This is a genomic window from Paenibacillus sp. IHBB 10380 (assembly GCF_000949425.1).
Lineage (GTDB): Bacteria > Bacillota > Bacilli > Paenibacillales > Paenibacillaceae > Paenibacillus_AQ.
Window position 1 is genome coordinate 1,347,906 of the sequence record NZ_CP010976.1, and the last position, 14,881, is coordinate 1,362,786.

The following is a 14,881-nucleotide window of genomic DNA, read 5'->3' on the forward strand; positions in this document are numbered from 1 at the left end:
AACGAAATAACTAAAGATAGTGGGGGTATAGAGTGACTTATTGGAATCAGAATGGGTATTCCTCATAGAGGTTGGAAATCCATTGAAATGATAGATCTAGGCGAAGGTCTGGAGGGATTAGACGCTGACGAACGAAAAGATTATTATGAAACTTGTCAGATGTGCAGCCAGGAAGGGATACGTTTTGTACACGTAATGGAGCATCCAAATTTTTCTGACCAACTTCGAGTTGGATACAAATGCGCCGAACGAATGGAAGAGGACTATATTAATCCAAAGAAACGCGAATCAGAGCTTCGTAATAAATACAATCGCCGTCATAACTTTTTAAAGAAAGAATGGAGTAGAAATAGCAAAGGAAATTATTGTTTGAAATATAGGGGCTATTATATAACCATTATGCCAAGTAAGTACAAAACAGATGAGTATGGGGTCATATTTCAAAAGAAAGCTATTTGGGATTATAAGGGGCGGAAAACTAAATCACTGTTTGACGCACAGTTAGTTGCATTTAATTTAATTTATGAATGTATCATGGAATGTAGAAATGATATTATTAAGTACTAGCATTACAGAGGAGGTCTACAGTGTTAAAAATCGAAAATCTGTATATACAAAATATTAATAGTCTTGATAGGGTTGATATTAAATTTAATAAAGGGTTTAACATTATATGTGGTCAAAATGGAACGGGAAAAACTACAATTTTGAATTGCATTTTAGCTTCGTTTAGAAGAAAAAAATTAGGGATATTAAATGTGAATACGATGGGAAATCACGGTTTTTGGGAGATCGATTACTATAATAACGATAGATTAAATAGTAGAGTTCATTATATCCATAATGATGACGATTTAAATTATTCTCAACATATTAAGGGTGATAAGTTAATCAGTTCCAACTATATAATTAGTTTCTCAGTAAATAATAGACACATGAATGCTCAGAACTTTGGAGTCAATTCTTTGAAGCAATGGTTGTACAAAAATTACTATCGTTCAGATTTAACAGATTCTAAAGAAAATAATTTTTCTCTCGTAAAAGAATGCTTCAGTATGATCGATCCAAATATAGTATTTCACAAAATTGAAGAAGTTATAGATGAAAGAAAGTTAATGAAGAATCAATACAGAGTAGATGTTAGCCATTCAATTGAATTGTTTGTGCGAAATCACAGAGGAATTATTAAAATTGATCAGATGTCATCAGGCTATCAATCCGTTTTGGTGATACTTCTAAGTTTGGTCAGGAAAATTGAATCCTTGGATCGATTCGGTGTTAGTGTTTACAATTTTGAAGGAATTCTCTTAATTGATGAAATAGATTTATATCTTCATCCTGAATGGCAAAAAAAACTTATTGAGATAATAAGATGGCTACTTCCTAATGCTCAAATAATTACAACAACACATAGTCCCCATGTTATACAATCAGCAAAACCAGGTGAAATTATTCCTTTAGGCATTGATAAGTATGGAGAAGTTTATATCCGAGATTTGCCCGATAGTAGCGAATTTGGGTATCAAGGATGGACTATTGAAGAGATTCTTATGGATGTAATGGGATTGAAGGAAACAAGATCAGACGAGTATAAAAAGGCTATAAAAGAATTTGATAAAGCTATGGATAATGAAGATAGTAACAGAACGGTGAAGTCTTATAGAAGATTAGAAAATATGTTACATCCCAATAATCCATCACTAAAAATACTTAGATTACAGATAGCTTCAATTGGGGGATTAGAAAATGATACGGATAAATAGGCTATCGTGTCCTCCCGAACTTACTGACGACAAAAAGAGAGAACTAACTCAGAAGTTTATAACGGAAAAACATAGCGTATGGGCAATTACTTATATAAAAGATGCATTGTTTAAAATGTCAAATGGTAAGTGCTGTTTTTGTGAATGCAAGCTAGGCGAAGAAGGAAAGTATATGCACGTTGAACATTTTCATCACAAAGATAGTTATCCTACTGAAGTTGTTGAGTGGAAAAATCTTCTTCCTTGTTGTGTGAGATGTAATTCTAATAAAGGCACTCATGATACAGTTATCGAGCCTATAATAAATGTTACATTAACTGATCCAAGGGATCATCTTATAATTGATAACTATCGTTTTAGAGCTAAGAACAACAGTCAGTTAGGGAGGACAACTATTGAAGTGATTTTTCTGAATGATTCTGATCAATTAGTTAATCCACGTTTTGACATTGGGAATAAAGCTAAAGAATCTCTGGAACTAATTCTTGATAAAGCTCAGGAATATAAAAATGGAATTAGTACTTCAACAAGAAGAAAAAATATTATTATAAATGGTCTTAAAAGTTTACTGAAAGAAGCTCATCCTGATTCTCAATTTAGTGCCATTGTAGCGACAGTAGTTTTAAAAGATATTAATTATACTGAATTAAAAGAAATTCTCAATTCATTGAATTTATGGGATGAAGAATTACAACGGATTGAGTTTGAAGTTTTAAATACTAGTTTTTATAGTTAATGCTATCTGGTCACAATATTGGTCACACTTTTTCTTTTCTGAGCGCCACCGAACACTTGAATGTAAACACATAAAACTCCAAAAGGCCTTGTTCCACAAGGATTTCCTTAACGTACAGAACCCTATCGCTTCACTGGCAACGATGAGATCAGGGGTTCGATCCTCCTATTGTCCACCAACACCTTAAGTCCAAACGGCAGTGATGCCGTTTTTTTGTATTTACTTTAGTCGTTACACTCTAGACATGTGGAGTGCTGTGTATTGGCAGTGAGAAAGTAGTGATCTGAAGCCATATTTACCTAAGTCGATAACTAATATGATTATAACAAAGTCCACCTGTGTTCAAACGGTACAATTCATATGTTAGAGGTCAGGAGTCAAATCACTCCCGACCTGCTAGGTTCACCTTAATTAAATCTTTCCATGGAAAGATTTCTTTTTCTGCTGTAGATTCAACATATCAATAAAGCGATGATAATCGATTAGATCATATCTATCGACTAGATTAATTTGCCCCTAATAATTCACGAATTTATGAAACTGGCTCGACTTTATCCGGCTGGGTTCTTCTTTTGACCTGAACAATGATTGGATCATCAGAAATTAAATTTAACCTAATAAAATTATATAATTTAACATTTTGAGGGTGAAAGTATACTATTTCATTGTTTAATCTCTCCGGATTAGTTTCCCCTAGTTTGCTACGAAATGTTTCGCATCGCTGATGAGGGCATGCTCTCTCTCTTTGCCAAGTCAAAATTATTCAAAAAGAAATCCTGCTTTACCCTTTATTACACTACTGTTATATTATATTAGTGAAATATAACGATGAGAATGGAAGGATGGTACTTGTGAAACAACTTTCCAACGTGGAATTGGTGCTACTACAAATCATCGCGGAGTCTAAACAAACGTCTGGGTATGAAATTAATAAGCTGATAGAGAAGAGAGGATACAGGGAATGGGCTAAAATTGGCACTACTTCCATCTACGCTGGCTTGCAGAAGCTGAAGGAGAAGCGGCTGATTCAATCAGAAAGCCCCACCGATAAATTCGGTAAAGGTCCCTTGCCAGTCAAATTTGCGATCACGGAAAACGGAAAACAATTGCTGCGCATTGAAATCATTGATTGCTTATCTTCCACACGGGAGAGGGACAACCGGTTCGATCTCGGAATTGCAGCTTTACCTTTAATTCACAAAGAGGAGGCTATAGAAGCATTAAAGAAACGGGATGAATTTTTGCGAGAAACGTCGCTGCATATCAGAGGGCAATATGAAGCTCAAGGAGGAGAGAAGTTGCCGCTGCACGTTTGGGCTTTGTTTCTTCACCCGATAAGTCTCATTGAAACAGAACTGCAATTTATCGCTGAGTTGATAAGCAAGTTGGAAGGAGGAGCCACTCGATGATCATAGAACGTTTTATTCCATTCACGGGGGAGCATTGTGAGACGACGGCCATGGGCAATCTGCTTTCCCATGCAGACATTCGGTTGTCTGAACCGATTTTGTTCGGAATCGGAGAAGGTTTGGGGTTTATTTACTGGGATATGAAAGGGATGGATTTTCCGTTTATCGGAGGTAGGATTAAGCCGGATGAACTGACAGCCCGGATTGCGTCCCGTCTAAACCTGACCCTCACGATAAAGGAAACCGCCTCTGTGACGAAAGCGTGGAACAATATCAAAGTAAACATTGATCGCGGTGTTCCCATAGGATTAAAATTAGATTGTTATCACTTGGATTATTTCACTAACAAAATTCATTTTGCAGCACATTATGTTGCCATGTACGGATACGATGACGAATACGCTTATATGATGGATACATCCCAACAGGGAGGCGTGGTCAAGACACGCTTGGAGACGTTGGCGCTGGCTAGAAATGAAAAGGGATCCATGAGTTCCAAAAATCTCTCCTTCGCGATCGAAAAAACAACCGATTTCCCGCCACTGGCTTCTGTCATTCGAGCGTCCATTTCAAGCAACGCCTATCATTATTTGAATCCGCCGATCCGCAATATTGGATTAAAAGGGATCGAAAAAATGAGCGCCGAAATACTCAAGTGGCCTTCCCGAAGCCAAAACATGGCCCATGATTTATGTTTGACAGCATTACTCATGGAAAAAGGGGGGACGGGTGGTGCGTTTTTTCGCAATTTATACAGGGACTTTCTCAAGGAAAGCATGGAAATATGCGGCGATTCAAAAATGGAGCGAGCCTACTTATCGTTCATAGAAATTGCTTCACTATGGAACGAAGTTTCTATTTGTATAGACAAAGCGGGAAGGACGGGACATATGGACGATCTAAAACAAGCATCCGAACTTTTGCTGCATATCGCCCGGAAAGAAAAAGAAGCGATGGAACTTTTATTGGGGCTTTGAAGCAGTTGCTTGTTATTGAACCTTCTGGGACCAGCAGACGTTGAACGTGGCAGGCCGATCTATACACACATAAGGGTAGTGAAAGCGACTCATGTGGGAGAGCACATCGCTGGCAAGGTTGAAATTATTGGAAATTTTTCCGCGTATTCAAGTCAAAGCTTTCAAGATTTCATCTATGAATGTAACAGCGGAAACGATATCTTTTTCTTGCCGACCGAACAACAAGCGATGGAAAAATTAAGCATGTTGAAGTAGAAGATGGAATGGGAGGAAGATAGGTGTCAAAAGTACGGCGTAGTCATGCTGAGTATCCAATGGTGAAAATTCCTGCAGGTGAAATTGAATTAAGGGACGATCGAATACAGACTACATGGACGGTTGAGGTGAATTCTTTTGTGCTTGCACCGGTTCCTGTTACGAAGGCGTTATATTACTCGATCGTGCAAAAGACAGTTGGATCTAATGACGAACCTCAGGTTCCGGTTGTGGATGTATCATGGAATGATGCTATTCTCTTTTGTAATTTGCTTTCTCAGCACTCGAGTCTTAAGGAATATTACTTGGTAAGTGATAATGGTGAGAGTGTCGTCTGTAACTGGGAGGCGGATGGTTATCGTCTTCCTACAGAAGCGGAATGGCAGTATGCGTGTAAAGCAGGAACGGTTGGCTATCGGTACGGCGAGCTTGATGAAATAGCTTGGTATCATGAAAACTCTGAGGGCATGGTACATGAGGTAGGTAAAAAGCTGCCGAATGCGTGGGGACTCTATGATATGTTAGGAAATGTTTGGGAGTGGTGTTGGGATTTATACGATGTGAAAGTATATGATTCCTACAGAATTTTCCGCGGTGGTAGCTGGGCGGAAGAGGCTAGGGGCTGTGGGGCGACGTGCCGCCGCCGGAGTCACCCTACGTTTCGAATTGATGATCTCGGCTTTCGTCTTGCTAGGTCCCTGTAAGGTGGCGAAAAAAGGCAAGAGTGGCGAAGATCTTTAGGTTCTAGTACAACTCCGTATTATGTGTATAAACAGGGGATGTATTCTTGGTAATTGGGTAGTGCAATCGATAGGTGTGGGAGAGCGCTTGCATGGCATGCAAGAGGTCAGCGGTTCGATCCCACTAGTCTCCACCAAATAAAACAAATTAACCACGTCCTCTGAACGTGGTTTTCTGTTTTATTTGGTGGTAAGCCCCACACAGAATCAAATATACCCGCTGAGATGCCTGCGTGGATTGCTATCTCCGTTTAGTTTTTTCTTCTATTATGACTGATTTCCTCTTTTATATATTGCATCAAAAGATTTTTGGATGAGGAAACATACTCGTCGTTACGTGATTGCAGCAGGCCGACCGGGATGAAGAAATCCTTCAGTTCAACGCGGATACTCACGACGTTCGGCGGTAACGGCGTAGAATTGAGAACGGCTCCTACAGAAGGAATTCGTTGGACGAACCCGGGAATGGCCGAGATCTGGCTCACCGTATACAGAAAAGGAGTTTCGGTGTAACGGGAGAATTGTTTGGATAAATGCAAATAATATAAGCAGGTATTTCCGCCGATGATCATTGGATAGTCAAACAGCTTCTCGAAGGATATTCCGTCTCTTCCCGCTAAGGGATGATTGTTCGCAACGATAAAGGAGATCTTCTCGCTATATAGCGGTTCGAACCGAAAAAAAGACGAATCGGCAGGTTCTCCGCATATGGCAAAGTCCAATTGATGCTGAAGTACCCCACGAGAGAGGGAGTCTGTGTTCCCGATGGTAAAGTGACACGATACATTAGGTTTATGCTCCCGAAATCGGCGAAGCGCGTTGGGTAGCGCTTGCTCCGTCAATGATTCCAATCCTCCGACACTTAGGGTGCCGATCTCCTCTTTTTGCAGAGCTTTTGCTTGTTCTGAAACATAGTTCCAATGTTGAATGAGTTTGTCAATTTCTGCGGCAAAAATTTGTCCGGAAGCCGTTAGCTCCGAATCCCATCCTCGTTTGAAAAGTTTGATGCCCAACTCCTTCTCCAGACGCTGGACTTGGTTCGTAATCGTAGACTGTGCATAATTCAGTTTTGCGGCGGCTTTTGAGAAGTTTCCTTCTTGGATAATCGTTTGAAACGCGGTTAGTTCCTTTAAGTCCATGTAAGATATCTCCATCGATAAATTTGATATAGTATATGATTTTATTCAATTATACAAATAGTTAAGGGGGAAGTACAATTAGGTCATCCAACTGAAGGAGTGAAGCATGAATGCCATTTGTAAGAGTGAGTTATTTGGAAAACAAATACGATACACAGCAGCTGCCCATCATTAGTGATGTGATCATGAGTGCTCTAATTGAGTATTTCAACGTGCCGGAAGACGATTTTTTTCAAGTGTTTCATGCACACAAAGCAAGCGAGTTTTATTATAGTAAGAATTACTTGAACATAAGACGAACGGATGGATTGCTCTATATTCAAATCACGCTAAAATCCGGAAGAAGCACGGAACAGAAACAAAGCTTTTACAGAGAGTTGGCTGAACGCTTGTCGAACACACTCACCATCAGGAAAGAAGACGTATTTGTCGTGTTGGTTGATACGGAATTCGAGGACTGGACATTCGGCAACGGGGTTGCGCAAATGATCGAACGTCCAGGTAAGGAGAGGGAGGCATTAGAATGAAGCATCATAAAATAGTATCGAACGCCCGTGAATTGTTTGGGGATATTGCCCCTACTTTCGTGCGTTATTCGGAAGAAGTGCTCTTCGAGGACGTTTGGAGGAGAGAACAATTATCGCTTCGGGAACGAAGTCTCCTTACGGTATCCGCGCTAGTCGCAGGAGGACTTACAGAGCAGCTTCATTATCATCTCCATCTGGCCCAAGAGAACGGTCTGACCGAAGAAGAGCTGATTGAAGCGATGACCCATCTCGCATTTTATGCGGGCTGGCCGCGTGCCGCAGCTGCGATACAGGTTGCCAAGGATGTATTCCAAGGGAACACGGAAGGATGAGATAAGGGGCAGTGGAACTAACCACTACGGTAGAGCGCTTGCATGGCATGCAAGAGGTCAGCGGTTCGATCCCGCTAGTCTCCACCAATACCTAACACAAACGGCAGAGATGCCGTTTTTTTTGTTTTTTTAGATAAAGTGAAACTTTTTATATAATTTTATACAAAATAAGGGGGTTTTAAGAATATCTTAAGGTTTTTTTTATAATTTTTTTACATATGAATGATACATTAAAGGAAAATATAAAGAGGGACTTGAGTATGAAAAAAAGAACAAGCAAGTTTTTGTATATCGTTATTAGTATGATATTTATTGTTTATTTACTTGTATTGTTACGAGTCATTTTATTTAAAGATGCCCCATTGTATAATCTTTTTGCAGGTATCGGAATTGGTGCTCGGGCATTAAACTTAATTCCATTTGCCTCAATGATTGACATGATAACAGACTCTATCATAAGTTTAATAAGATTAGCTCAAAATATTATGGGCAATATTGTGTTGTTTATTCCTTTAGGTATCTTCCTTCCACTACTTTATAAAAGGAATAATAAGGCTGTTCTGTTATCTGGGGTTGGACTAAGTTTATTGTTTGAAATTGTTCAATTTATATTTGCTATTGGAAGTAGCGATATTGATGATATTATTTTGAATGTTTTAGGCACGATTGCTGGACTTTATATATACAGGATAATTGAAAGGATTTTACATAATAGAATTCAGATATTAGTAACAGTATTCGTGCTTTTCTTATTATGAGTGTTTTAGGTTTTGGCATATTACTTACCTCAAGCAGTAATCTGTTTAAGTATAAACCTACTGAAAGAATTGTACGCAACGAACAAATAATAAAGGATACAGAGGGACAAAAGGCAGCTATAGCAGGAAAAATAAAAAAACTAGATAATGTAGAATTAACAGTTGAAGGGTTTGTATCATCTGTGAATGAGGAAGCAGAAGTAAAGAAGATAAATGTGATACCTGAAACTAAGGTGATCCTTGCAAATGGCACTGAGGAGTTCTTTTTCAGTACTTTAGTAAAGGAAACGACGGATTACTCTATCCTAAGCTACAAAAAATTTAAGCATAATTTCAATCAGTACGCGGAAAAAGCAGTGAAAATATGGAGCAAGGACGGTATTAATGCCGATTCAATGATTATTTTTATTTGGAATGATTAAGCAAGTAGAGCATCAAGCTTAAACTGAGGGTAAAGGCGTTTGAGTCGCTTATATTCATGGTCGTAGTGCTCGGGCTGAGTGGTCCTCATTTGGGTTGGAGTCCCGTTTCATTCAGCAATGGGTACGGCTTTTCATCCATGCAGATCAGCGGGCATGTCTCGTCATAGGGAAAACGAAAGTACGGTCATTGATTGAATACCAGAAGTAGATTTATCACGGGGGCTTAGCTCAGCTGGGAGCACTGAAATCTGTTTTTAGAGGGATAATTGTGGATAATGAATTATTAGTACAAAGACAACAGAATACTCAATTATCCGATGGATTTAGTGGGTTTGAAGTTTCTTTGAGAGATCTTGGGCTTCCAACTGAAGGAATCATAGCTGAAGCGGATGAACATAAGCGTGTAGGCAGTAATCACAGCTTGACAAGGCAAGAGATGTTTCATATTCCCTTTGAGTTGAAGGGGAGGGCTGCTACACAAAGATATAGTATTCCTGGACTTCCTAGTTTATATTTAGGCAGTTCATGTTATATTTGCTGGGAAGAACTTCATAGGCCAGATTTAAACACAGTAAATCGTGTAAGAGTAAAAAGAAGTGGTGATGATACATATTTAGATTTTGGCTTGACACCAGGCGGTTTTCAGAAATCATTAGTGAAATCGTGGCGGCAGATCAAACTCATACTAAGATGTATGAACGGGTCTTGAAAGCTTATATTATGAGCTCTATTTTTCGGTTAACATTGAGCAAAGTAGATATAATTACAAATTAACTCAGAATTTTGTTTTTCCTGTTAAATCATTTGAGTTGACGGGATTTTGTAAAGAGTTAAAGGAAAGTTCCGAATTAACTAATCTGTACCTTGGCAGGTGTATCAGATACTCCTAGTTTATTTGTTGGTACTCCTTCAAGCAATAAAATAGGAATCTGTGAAGGTGATAATTCCTATGAACTAACACAATTTGGTAAACTGGAACAATATTTAGACGGATTAGCTACTGCTGAAATTATGACACCCTAAAAAAATGATGGTGCAAGCTAGCTTCTTAACAAATCACAGCTAAAGATTCGGGTAGTGTAATCCCCCTAGGCTCCACCAAAACAATAAATCAAACCACTTCTTAGGAAATGGCTTGATTTATTCTAGAGAAACCTGCGTCTTTTTCAAAGACAGTGGCTTTCTCTTTTGTTTTACGGCGTACATAGCGAAGTATACTTATCGATCTTACGAAGCAGATGATCGGCAGGAACAAGTTCTACAGAATTGAGGTCGTTCCTCATATTATTTTACCAAGCTGCTAGCTGATTGGTTTTCTTTCCACATCATTGTAATGACAAGACCAATAAACATAATGACAGCAGCAAAGAGATATGGATAGTTGATGTTTACATCAAATAATATACCGGCTAACGCGGGCCCGACGATATTGCCCAAGCTTGTATAGGTTGAGTTCATTCCAGCGATAAATCCTTGTTCTTTTTCGGCCGTTTTTGATAAATAAGTCGTTAATGCTGGTCGTAGCAAGTCAAATGCGAGAAAGATGAAGCAAGTTATTAGCAAAATGGCTAAATAGCTTGAGATCATGGTGGATGCTACCGCTAATACTACGCCAGTGATTAAGCAAATCTGGATGAGTTTCTTTTCACCGAGTTTATCTACCATTTTACCAAACATAAAGACCTGAACAACAACCCCGAATATTGAGCTTAGTGTAATAATGGTAGCAATATCTCGTGGAGTGAAGCCAAATTTATGATCAGAATACAGACTAAATACAGTTTCATATTCTGATAAACCAAAGGCCAGTACAAACACAATAATAAAGGCAATAAAATATTGTGGATGAAATGATCGTTTGATATCACTTACAAAGTTTGTATCTTTTTTAAGCTGTGTAGTTTCCAAAAGCTGCTGTTTGGTTAGTGGCTCTTTTAGAATAAATAGGGATGAAATACATGTTATTAATGCGAAGCCACCAGCAAAGTAGAAGGGGGCACGCACACCCAGCTCAGCAATAAAACCTCCAATACCTGGGCCAATAATAAAACCGAAACTAATGGCGGCAGAAATATAGCCCATCGCTTTTGGCCTTTCCTCTATTGAGGTAATATCTGCAACATAGGCAGTAACGGCTGGCATAATAAATGCACCACTAATGCCTCCTAATATTCTGGAGAAATACAGAACGAATACATTTGTACTTAAACCGAATATCACCTCTGATAGACTGAAGATGAATAAGCCAATTATGATCATTTTCTTTCTACCATAAGTGTCAATCCATCGTCCTGCCAAGGGAGACATGAGTAATTGTGCGAATGCAAAGGCCGCCATAAGATAACCCATCGATTGGCCTGATAAATGCATCATATTCATAAAGGATGGCATAACAGGGATGATAAGTCCGACTCCTAGAAAAACAATGAATATATTACTTAATAGAATGAGTAAGACTGTTTTTTGTTCTTTCAATGGTTTCTTCATGAAGTAATACCTCTCTTTTGTAAAATCATAGCTGTGAAATACCTCTCCAAAATACGGTCCATGAGGCATTTAGTTTATCGTTTAAACGTTTTTCATTATTCCCATATGCAAGCTCTAACATAATCGAATCAACAACACCTAAGAAGGCAAGAGTAGGGACGGAGGCGGTATCTTTCATGATGGATTTTGTATCGATCCAATCTTGAAATTTGCTTTCTAGTACGGTTTGAATCTTTATTTCCGTATCAATGACTTCCTCATTAATCGCTGTTGCCAGATGGAGAGGTGGGAAAAAAGACATACGTAGCCAAAACTTTAACTGCTCGCTCTTTTGAAACAAATCAATGACCAATTGCAAATATCCAAATAAATCTGCTTTGGGATTTTGGGTATCCACTTTACTCAAATATTGTAGTTTCGATGAGATTTCTGCCTCTTTGGCATCTTGTAAAACTTGTAGAAATAGATCATCTTTCCCTTTGAAATGAGCATAGAGAGACTGTTTTCTCATACCGACATTCTCGGCAATTTGAGACAGAGATGCTCCCTCATACCCATGAATTGTGAAAAATTTTAAAGCGACGTCTTTAATTTTTTTACTTTTCAATAGAATCACCTCGACATTAACGAACGTTCGTCAGTTATATTATCAAATTTAATTTTTTAATGCAAATGTAAATTGTTTTCAGTGATTAAGGTCGAGAGGTTATTCTATACTCATGGCCCCCTTTTAATGCACAGAACAGAAGCTCTCTTTTTCTTGCCAAGGGAGCTTTTGTGTTTATAAAAAGAACATTCTGTTATTGGAGGATGAAAATTGAACCTTGAATAAGCCGCCATCAATGGAATATTCCATGATAGCGGCTTATATTTTGTTTGATTAGATGTACACACAGCCACGAGATTCTATTTAATATTTTAAGAAGAGATTGATTCACCATCATTAGGCACTAATATGTTGTTGGAAAGACCCTTTTCATCGATAAAAACTTTTAATTCTTGTCTTGTTAATAAGCAGTGGTTGACAGTCTCCATATGTGAAACAATAATAGTCGATTGTTGAGCTTCCAAATAGGTTTGATAGATGTCTTCTTTCGTCATAGTAATAGGATCACCTTGAAGAAATTGTGCGGCGCCTCCGTTTACAATAATCACTTCGGGATTATGATGCTTGATGGCATCCTGAACATCACTGCACCATACTGTATCTCCTGCAATATATAGCGTCTTTTCATCCGGATGGTTAAAGACAACACCTGAAACTTCACCCATTAAATGTCCTATTTCGCCTGTTCCATGTTTTCCATTTGTTCTAGTTAAGCTAATGCTTCCAATACTCGAAACATTAGTTAAAGATTCTACATTTAGAAAACCTTCTTTCTTAATTACTTCTACATCTTTTTCAGATTGTGCAAAAATTCTAATATTTTTAGGCAATGCTTCTATCGCAGCGGAATCAAAATGATCTGGATGTAAGTGAGTGACAATAACGATATCAACCTCAATTATTTCTTCAACAGGGATTGGTAAATCTATTGTTGGATTAAACTTGTCCTGATTCGGAGTGTTTGGAAATGGTGGATAAGCTCCCTTTTTTGCTAAGAAGGGATCAATTAAAAATTTCTTGTCTCCATAGTTCAAAATGATTGTTGCATTACGTATTTGTCTAATATTCATGCTGTATTCCTCCTTTAATAATCCTCTTCTATAGGATAATATTTAAGGGGAAATGCGTACATAAATAAAATCAAGAGTATTTAAATATTACTTGAATTATGAAAGAGGTTGTCACTTATGTTAGATAACACGGATAGAAAAATCCCTGAAGAGTTATTAACTGATGGTCGTATCATAATAAAAGAATTAGGTGAGGGACTTAGTAAGGCTTATATAGTAAAGTGCGTAACTAGTGTCAAAATGCTTATCACTTAGTTTATGGTAAGGTGTTTTTGCGTAATGAAACCAACCTGCCCCCTGACCTCTTCGCTAGCAGCGATGAGGTCAGGGGGCAGGTCCCCCAAGGCTCCATACTAAAAAATCCGTTAAACACAAGGGTTTCCGAGTGTTTGGTGGATTTTTTGCATGGGGGAAATAACACTGAGATTGATTGGTGGTCACACGTTTGGTCACAATGAGTATTTTTTTTGATACTTTTTTGATGGCAACCTAATTCCCCGAATTTCCAATCGGGGTGAATTGTATCTTTGTAAATTTTACATAAAATATATATGTGTTATATTAGTTTTATTAAATATAAAGGCTATCAAAGGAGAGCAATGTAATGGTTGAGATGAAGGAGATTGCAAGAATTGCAGGCGTTTCAGTTTCTACTGTGTCTAATGTTCTGAACGGACGTAAGAATGTAGGGCAAGCGACAAGGGAACGAGTTCTGCAAATTTGCAAAGAAAATGGATATATTCCGAATACTATGCGTAAAAAGGTTAAAATAGATAAAAATAAAACGATTTTATTTATTTTTAGTGACTTTGACCGAGACTTTTATTTAAAAATATTTGAAGGTGTTAGCGATTTTCTTGCGAAAAATGGATACGATTTGATTATCTGTACCAACAAATCCAGTGCCAAATTTATGCGGGGTAAATTTGCCGACGGTGCGATTAGTCTTGATGGAAGCCTGACGGATGATTTTCTAATTTCAGTTGCGAAGCCTGGCTTTCCTATTGTTTTAATGGACAGAATCTTAATGGATGAACATGGAAATACCAAAAGCGTTGTTGTCGATAATTATCCCGTGATGTGCGAAATGATGCAGGTTCTGGTTGATAAAGGATATAAGCACTTTGGCTATATCGGTGGACATGAATATACGTTAGATAATACAGAACGTTTTGCAGGGTTTATTGATACGTTATCGAAGAATAAAATTACGTTCGACCACAAAAAATATTTTTATGGGGATTATCGCGAAAAAAGTGGCTATCAGGCAGCGAAAATCATGATCCTGAGCAACGAATTGCCTGAGGTACTTATATGTGCAAACGACAATATGGCAATAGGGGCTATAAGAGCATTCGAAGAAAATAATATCAAAGTGCCAGAAGACATTGCTGTTACAGGGTTTGATGATTCTGTGAGAGCGGTTATAGCGGGGTTAACGACCATAACGATTCCACGGTACGAGAGTGGTTATTTGGCAGCCAAGGAGCTACTGGATTTAATGGATGGATCGGCAAATAAGGAACCATTAAAATTAACTGCTACGATAAACTGGAGGATGACAGTGAAGTAAAACTGAATTACATAATATAGTTAGTAAATAAAATTCGTAATCATTTAATAAAATTATATATTTTACTAAGTAAATTATTTATTTTT

Annotated in this window: 17 protein-coding genes and 1 pseudogene; 14 read left to right on the plus strand and 4 right to left on the minus strand. The window is 38.0% G+C overall.

Features of this window, described 5'->3' with window-relative positions; translation table 11 throughout:
* Nucleotides 1-51 precede the first annotated feature (51 nt).
* From UB51_RS06090 to UB51_RS06120, 7 genes and pseudogenes are all read left to right on the plus strand, one after another.
* Nucleotides 52-567, plus strand: coding sequence for a hypothetical protein (locus UB51_RS06090; protein ID WP_044876543.1), 516 nt, complete (start codon nt 52-54; stop codon nt 565-567).
* Between the two features lie 20 nt (nt 568-587).
* Nucleotides 588-1,763 carry an AAA family ATPase gene (locus UB51_RS06095; protein ID WP_044876544.1) on the plus strand — a complete coding sequence of 392 codons (1,176 nt, stop codon included), beginning with the start codon at nt 588-590 and terminating at the stop codon, nt 1,761-1,763.
* Complete coding sequence (locus tag UB51_RS06100; protein ID WP_044876545.1) at nt 1,747-2,499, plus strand: HNH endonuclease family protein; 753 nt, start codon at nt 1,747-1,749, stop codon at nt 2,497-2,499. The genes UB51_RS06095 and UB51_RS06100 overlap by 17 nt, the downstream gene beginning before the upstream one ends.
* An 851-nt stretch (nt 2,500-3,350) precedes the next feature.
* On the plus strand, nt 3,351-3,908 hold the full coding sequence (locus tag UB51_RS06105; RefSeq protein WP_144406964.1) for a helix-turn-helix transcriptional regulator: 558 nt from the start codon (nt 3,351-3,353) through the stop codon (nt 3,906-3,908).
* Nucleotides 3,905-4,885: a BtrH N-terminal domain-containing protein gene (locus tag UB51_RS06110; protein ID WP_044876547.1), complete on the plus strand. Its 981-nt coding sequence runs from the start codon at nt 3,905-3,907 to the stop codon at nt 4,883-4,885. Before UB51_RS06105 ends, UB51_RS06110 begins: the two co-directional genes overlap by 4 nt.
* Before the next feature lie 114 nt (nt 4,886-4,999).
* Nucleotides 5,000-5,140, plus strand: a pseudogene (locus UB51_RS27595) (DUF4180 domain-containing protein); the annotation flags it as partial.
* Nucleotides 5,141-5,199: 59 nt separating this feature from the next.
* Entirely contained in the window at nt 5,200-5,844 is a 645-nt protein-coding gene (locus tag UB51_RS06120) for a formylglycine-generating enzyme family protein (RefSeq protein ID WP_199925023.1), read from the plus strand.
* 287 nt (nt 5,845-6,131) lie between these two features.
* Here UB51_RS06120 and UB51_RS06125 read toward each other — a convergent pair whose 3' ends face one another.
* Nucleotides 6,132-7,019 (minus strand): LysR family transcriptional regulator, encoded by an 888-nt coding sequence (locus UB51_RS06125; protein WP_044876549.1) that lies wholly within the window; start codon nt 7,017-7,019, stop codon nt 6,132-6,134.
* Between the two features lie 110 nt (nt 7,020-7,129).
* On the opposite strand from UB51_RS06125, the gene UB51_RS06130 reads away from it, so the two are divergent.
* The 5 genes from UB51_RS06130 to UB51_RS26245 all read left to right on the plus strand — a co-directional run bounded on the left by UB51_RS06130 (nt 7,130) and on the right by UB51_RS26245 (nt 9,767).
* Nucleotides 7,130-7,546, plus strand: coding sequence for a tautomerase family protein (locus UB51_RS06130; RefSeq protein WP_044876550.1), 417 nt, complete (start codon nt 7,130-7,132; stop codon nt 7,544-7,546).
* Nucleotides 7,543-7,878, plus strand: coding sequence for a carboxymuconolactone decarboxylase family protein (locus UB51_RS06135; RefSeq protein WP_044876551.1), 336 nt, complete (start codon nt 7,543-7,545; stop codon nt 7,876-7,878). The genes UB51_RS06130 and UB51_RS06135 overlap by 4 nt, the downstream gene beginning before the upstream one ends.
* 260 nt (nt 7,879-8,138) lie before the next feature.
* Nucleotides 8,139-8,636, plus strand: a complete 498-nt coding sequence (locus UB51_RS06145; protein WP_052675766.1) for a VanZ family protein — start codon at nt 8,139-8,141, stop codon at nt 8,634-8,636.
* A complete protein-coding gene (locus tag UB51_RS26240) occupies nt 8,633-9,058 on the plus strand; it encodes a hypothetical protein (protein ID WP_052675767.1) in 426 nt (141 codons plus the stop codon). The genes UB51_RS06145 and UB51_RS26240 overlap by 4 nt, the downstream gene beginning before the upstream one ends.
* 268 nt (nt 9,059-9,326) lie before the next feature.
* Entirely contained in the window at nt 9,327-9,767 is a 441-nt protein-coding gene (locus UB51_RS26245; RefSeq protein WP_052675768.1) for a hypothetical protein, read from the plus strand.
* 575 nt (nt 9,768-10,342) lie between these two features.
* On the opposite strand, the gene UB51_RS06155 is transcribed toward UB51_RS26245, so the two are convergent.
* The 3 genes from UB51_RS06155 to UB51_RS06165 all read right to left on the minus strand — a co-directional run bounded on the left by UB51_RS06155 (nt 10,343) and on the right by UB51_RS06165 (nt 13,222).
* Nucleotides 10,343-11,545, minus strand: coding sequence for an MFS transporter (locus tag UB51_RS06155; protein ID WP_044876552.1), 1,203 nt, complete (start codon nt 11,543-11,545; stop codon nt 10,343-10,345).
* A gap of 25 nt (nt 11,546-11,570) precedes the next feature.
* A complete protein-coding gene (locus tag UB51_RS06160) occupies nt 11,571-12,152 on the minus strand; it encodes a TetR/AcrR family transcriptional regulator (protein WP_044876553.1) in 582 nt (193 codons plus the stop codon).
* A 311-nt stretch (nt 12,153-12,463) separates the two neighbouring features.
* Nucleotides 12,464-13,222, minus strand: a complete 759-nt coding sequence (locus UB51_RS06165) for an MBL fold metallo-hydrolase (RefSeq protein ID WP_044876554.1) — start codon at nt 13,220-13,222, stop codon at nt 12,464-12,466.
* A gap of 117 nt (nt 13,223-13,339) precedes the next feature.
* Between UB51_RS06165 and UB51_RS27600 the strand changes: the two genes are divergently transcribed.
* Nucleotides 13,340-13,477 carry a helix-turn-helix domain-containing protein gene (locus UB51_RS27600; RefSeq protein WP_144406965.1) on the plus strand — a complete coding sequence of 46 codons (138 nt, stop codon included), beginning with the start codon at nt 13,340-13,342 and terminating at the stop codon, nt 13,475-13,477.
* A gap of 349 nt (nt 13,478-13,826) precedes the next feature.
* The gene (locus UB51_RS06170; RefSeq protein WP_044876555.1) at nt 13,827-14,795 is read left to right on the plus strand and encodes a LacI family DNA-binding transcriptional regulator; all 969 of its coding nucleotides are present in this window, start codon (nt 13,827-13,829) and stop codon (nt 14,793-14,795) included.
* Nucleotides 14,796-14,881 lie beyond the last annotated feature (86 nt).

Excerpts from the sequence above, each read along its gene's own strand:
- UB51_RS06100 (WP_044876545.1), top strand. The coding sequence starts at position 1,747 with ATGATACGGATAAATAGGCTATCGTGTCCTCCCGAACTTACTGACGAC.
- UB51_RS06120 (WP_199925023.1), top strand. The coding sequence starts at position 5,200 with ATGGTGAAAATTCCTGCAGGTGAAATTGAATTAAGGGACGATCGAATA.
- UB51_RS06145 (WP_052675766.1), top strand. The coding sequence starts at position 8,139 with ATGAAAAAAAGAACAAGCAAGTTTTTGTATATCGTTATTAGTATGATA.
- UB51_RS06135 (WP_044876551.1), top strand. The coding sequence starts at position 7,543 with ATGAAGCATCATAAAATAGTATCGAACGCCCGTGAATTGTTTGGGGAT.
- UB51_RS06110 (WP_044876547.1), top strand. The coding sequence starts at position 3,905 with ATGATCATAGAACGTTTTATTCCATTCACGGGGGAGCATTGTGAGACG.
- UB51_RS26240 (WP_052675767.1), top strand. The coding sequence starts at position 8,633 with ATGAGTGTTTTAGGTTTTGGCATATTACTTACCTCAAGCAGTAATCTG.
- UB51_RS06125 (WP_044876549.1), bottom strand. The coding sequence starts at position 7,019 with ATGGACTTAAAGGAACTAACCGCGTTTCAAACGATTATCCAAGAAGGA.
- UB51_RS06165 (WP_044876554.1), bottom strand. The coding sequence starts at position 13,222 with ATGAATATTAGACAAATACGTAATGCAACAATCATTTTGAACTATGGA.
- UB51_RS27600 (WP_144406965.1), top strand. The coding sequence starts at position 13,340 with ATGTTAGATAACACGGATAGAAAAATCCCTGAAGAGTTATTAACTGAT.
- UB51_RS06155 (WP_044876552.1), bottom strand. The coding sequence starts at position 11,545 with ATGAAGAAACCATTGAAAGAACAAAAAACAGTCTTACTCATTCTATTA.
- UB51_RS06170 (WP_044876555.1), top strand. The coding sequence starts at position 13,827 with ATGGTTGAGATGAAGGAGATTGCAAGAATTGCAGGCGTTTCAGTTTCT.
- UB51_RS06090 (WP_044876543.1), top strand. The coding sequence starts at position 52 with ATGGGTATTCCTCATAGAGGTTGGAAATCCATTGAAATGATAGATCTA.
- UB51_RS06130 (WP_044876550.1), top strand. The coding sequence starts at position 7,130 with ATGCCATTTGTAAGAGTGAGTTATTTGGAAAACAAATACGATACACAG.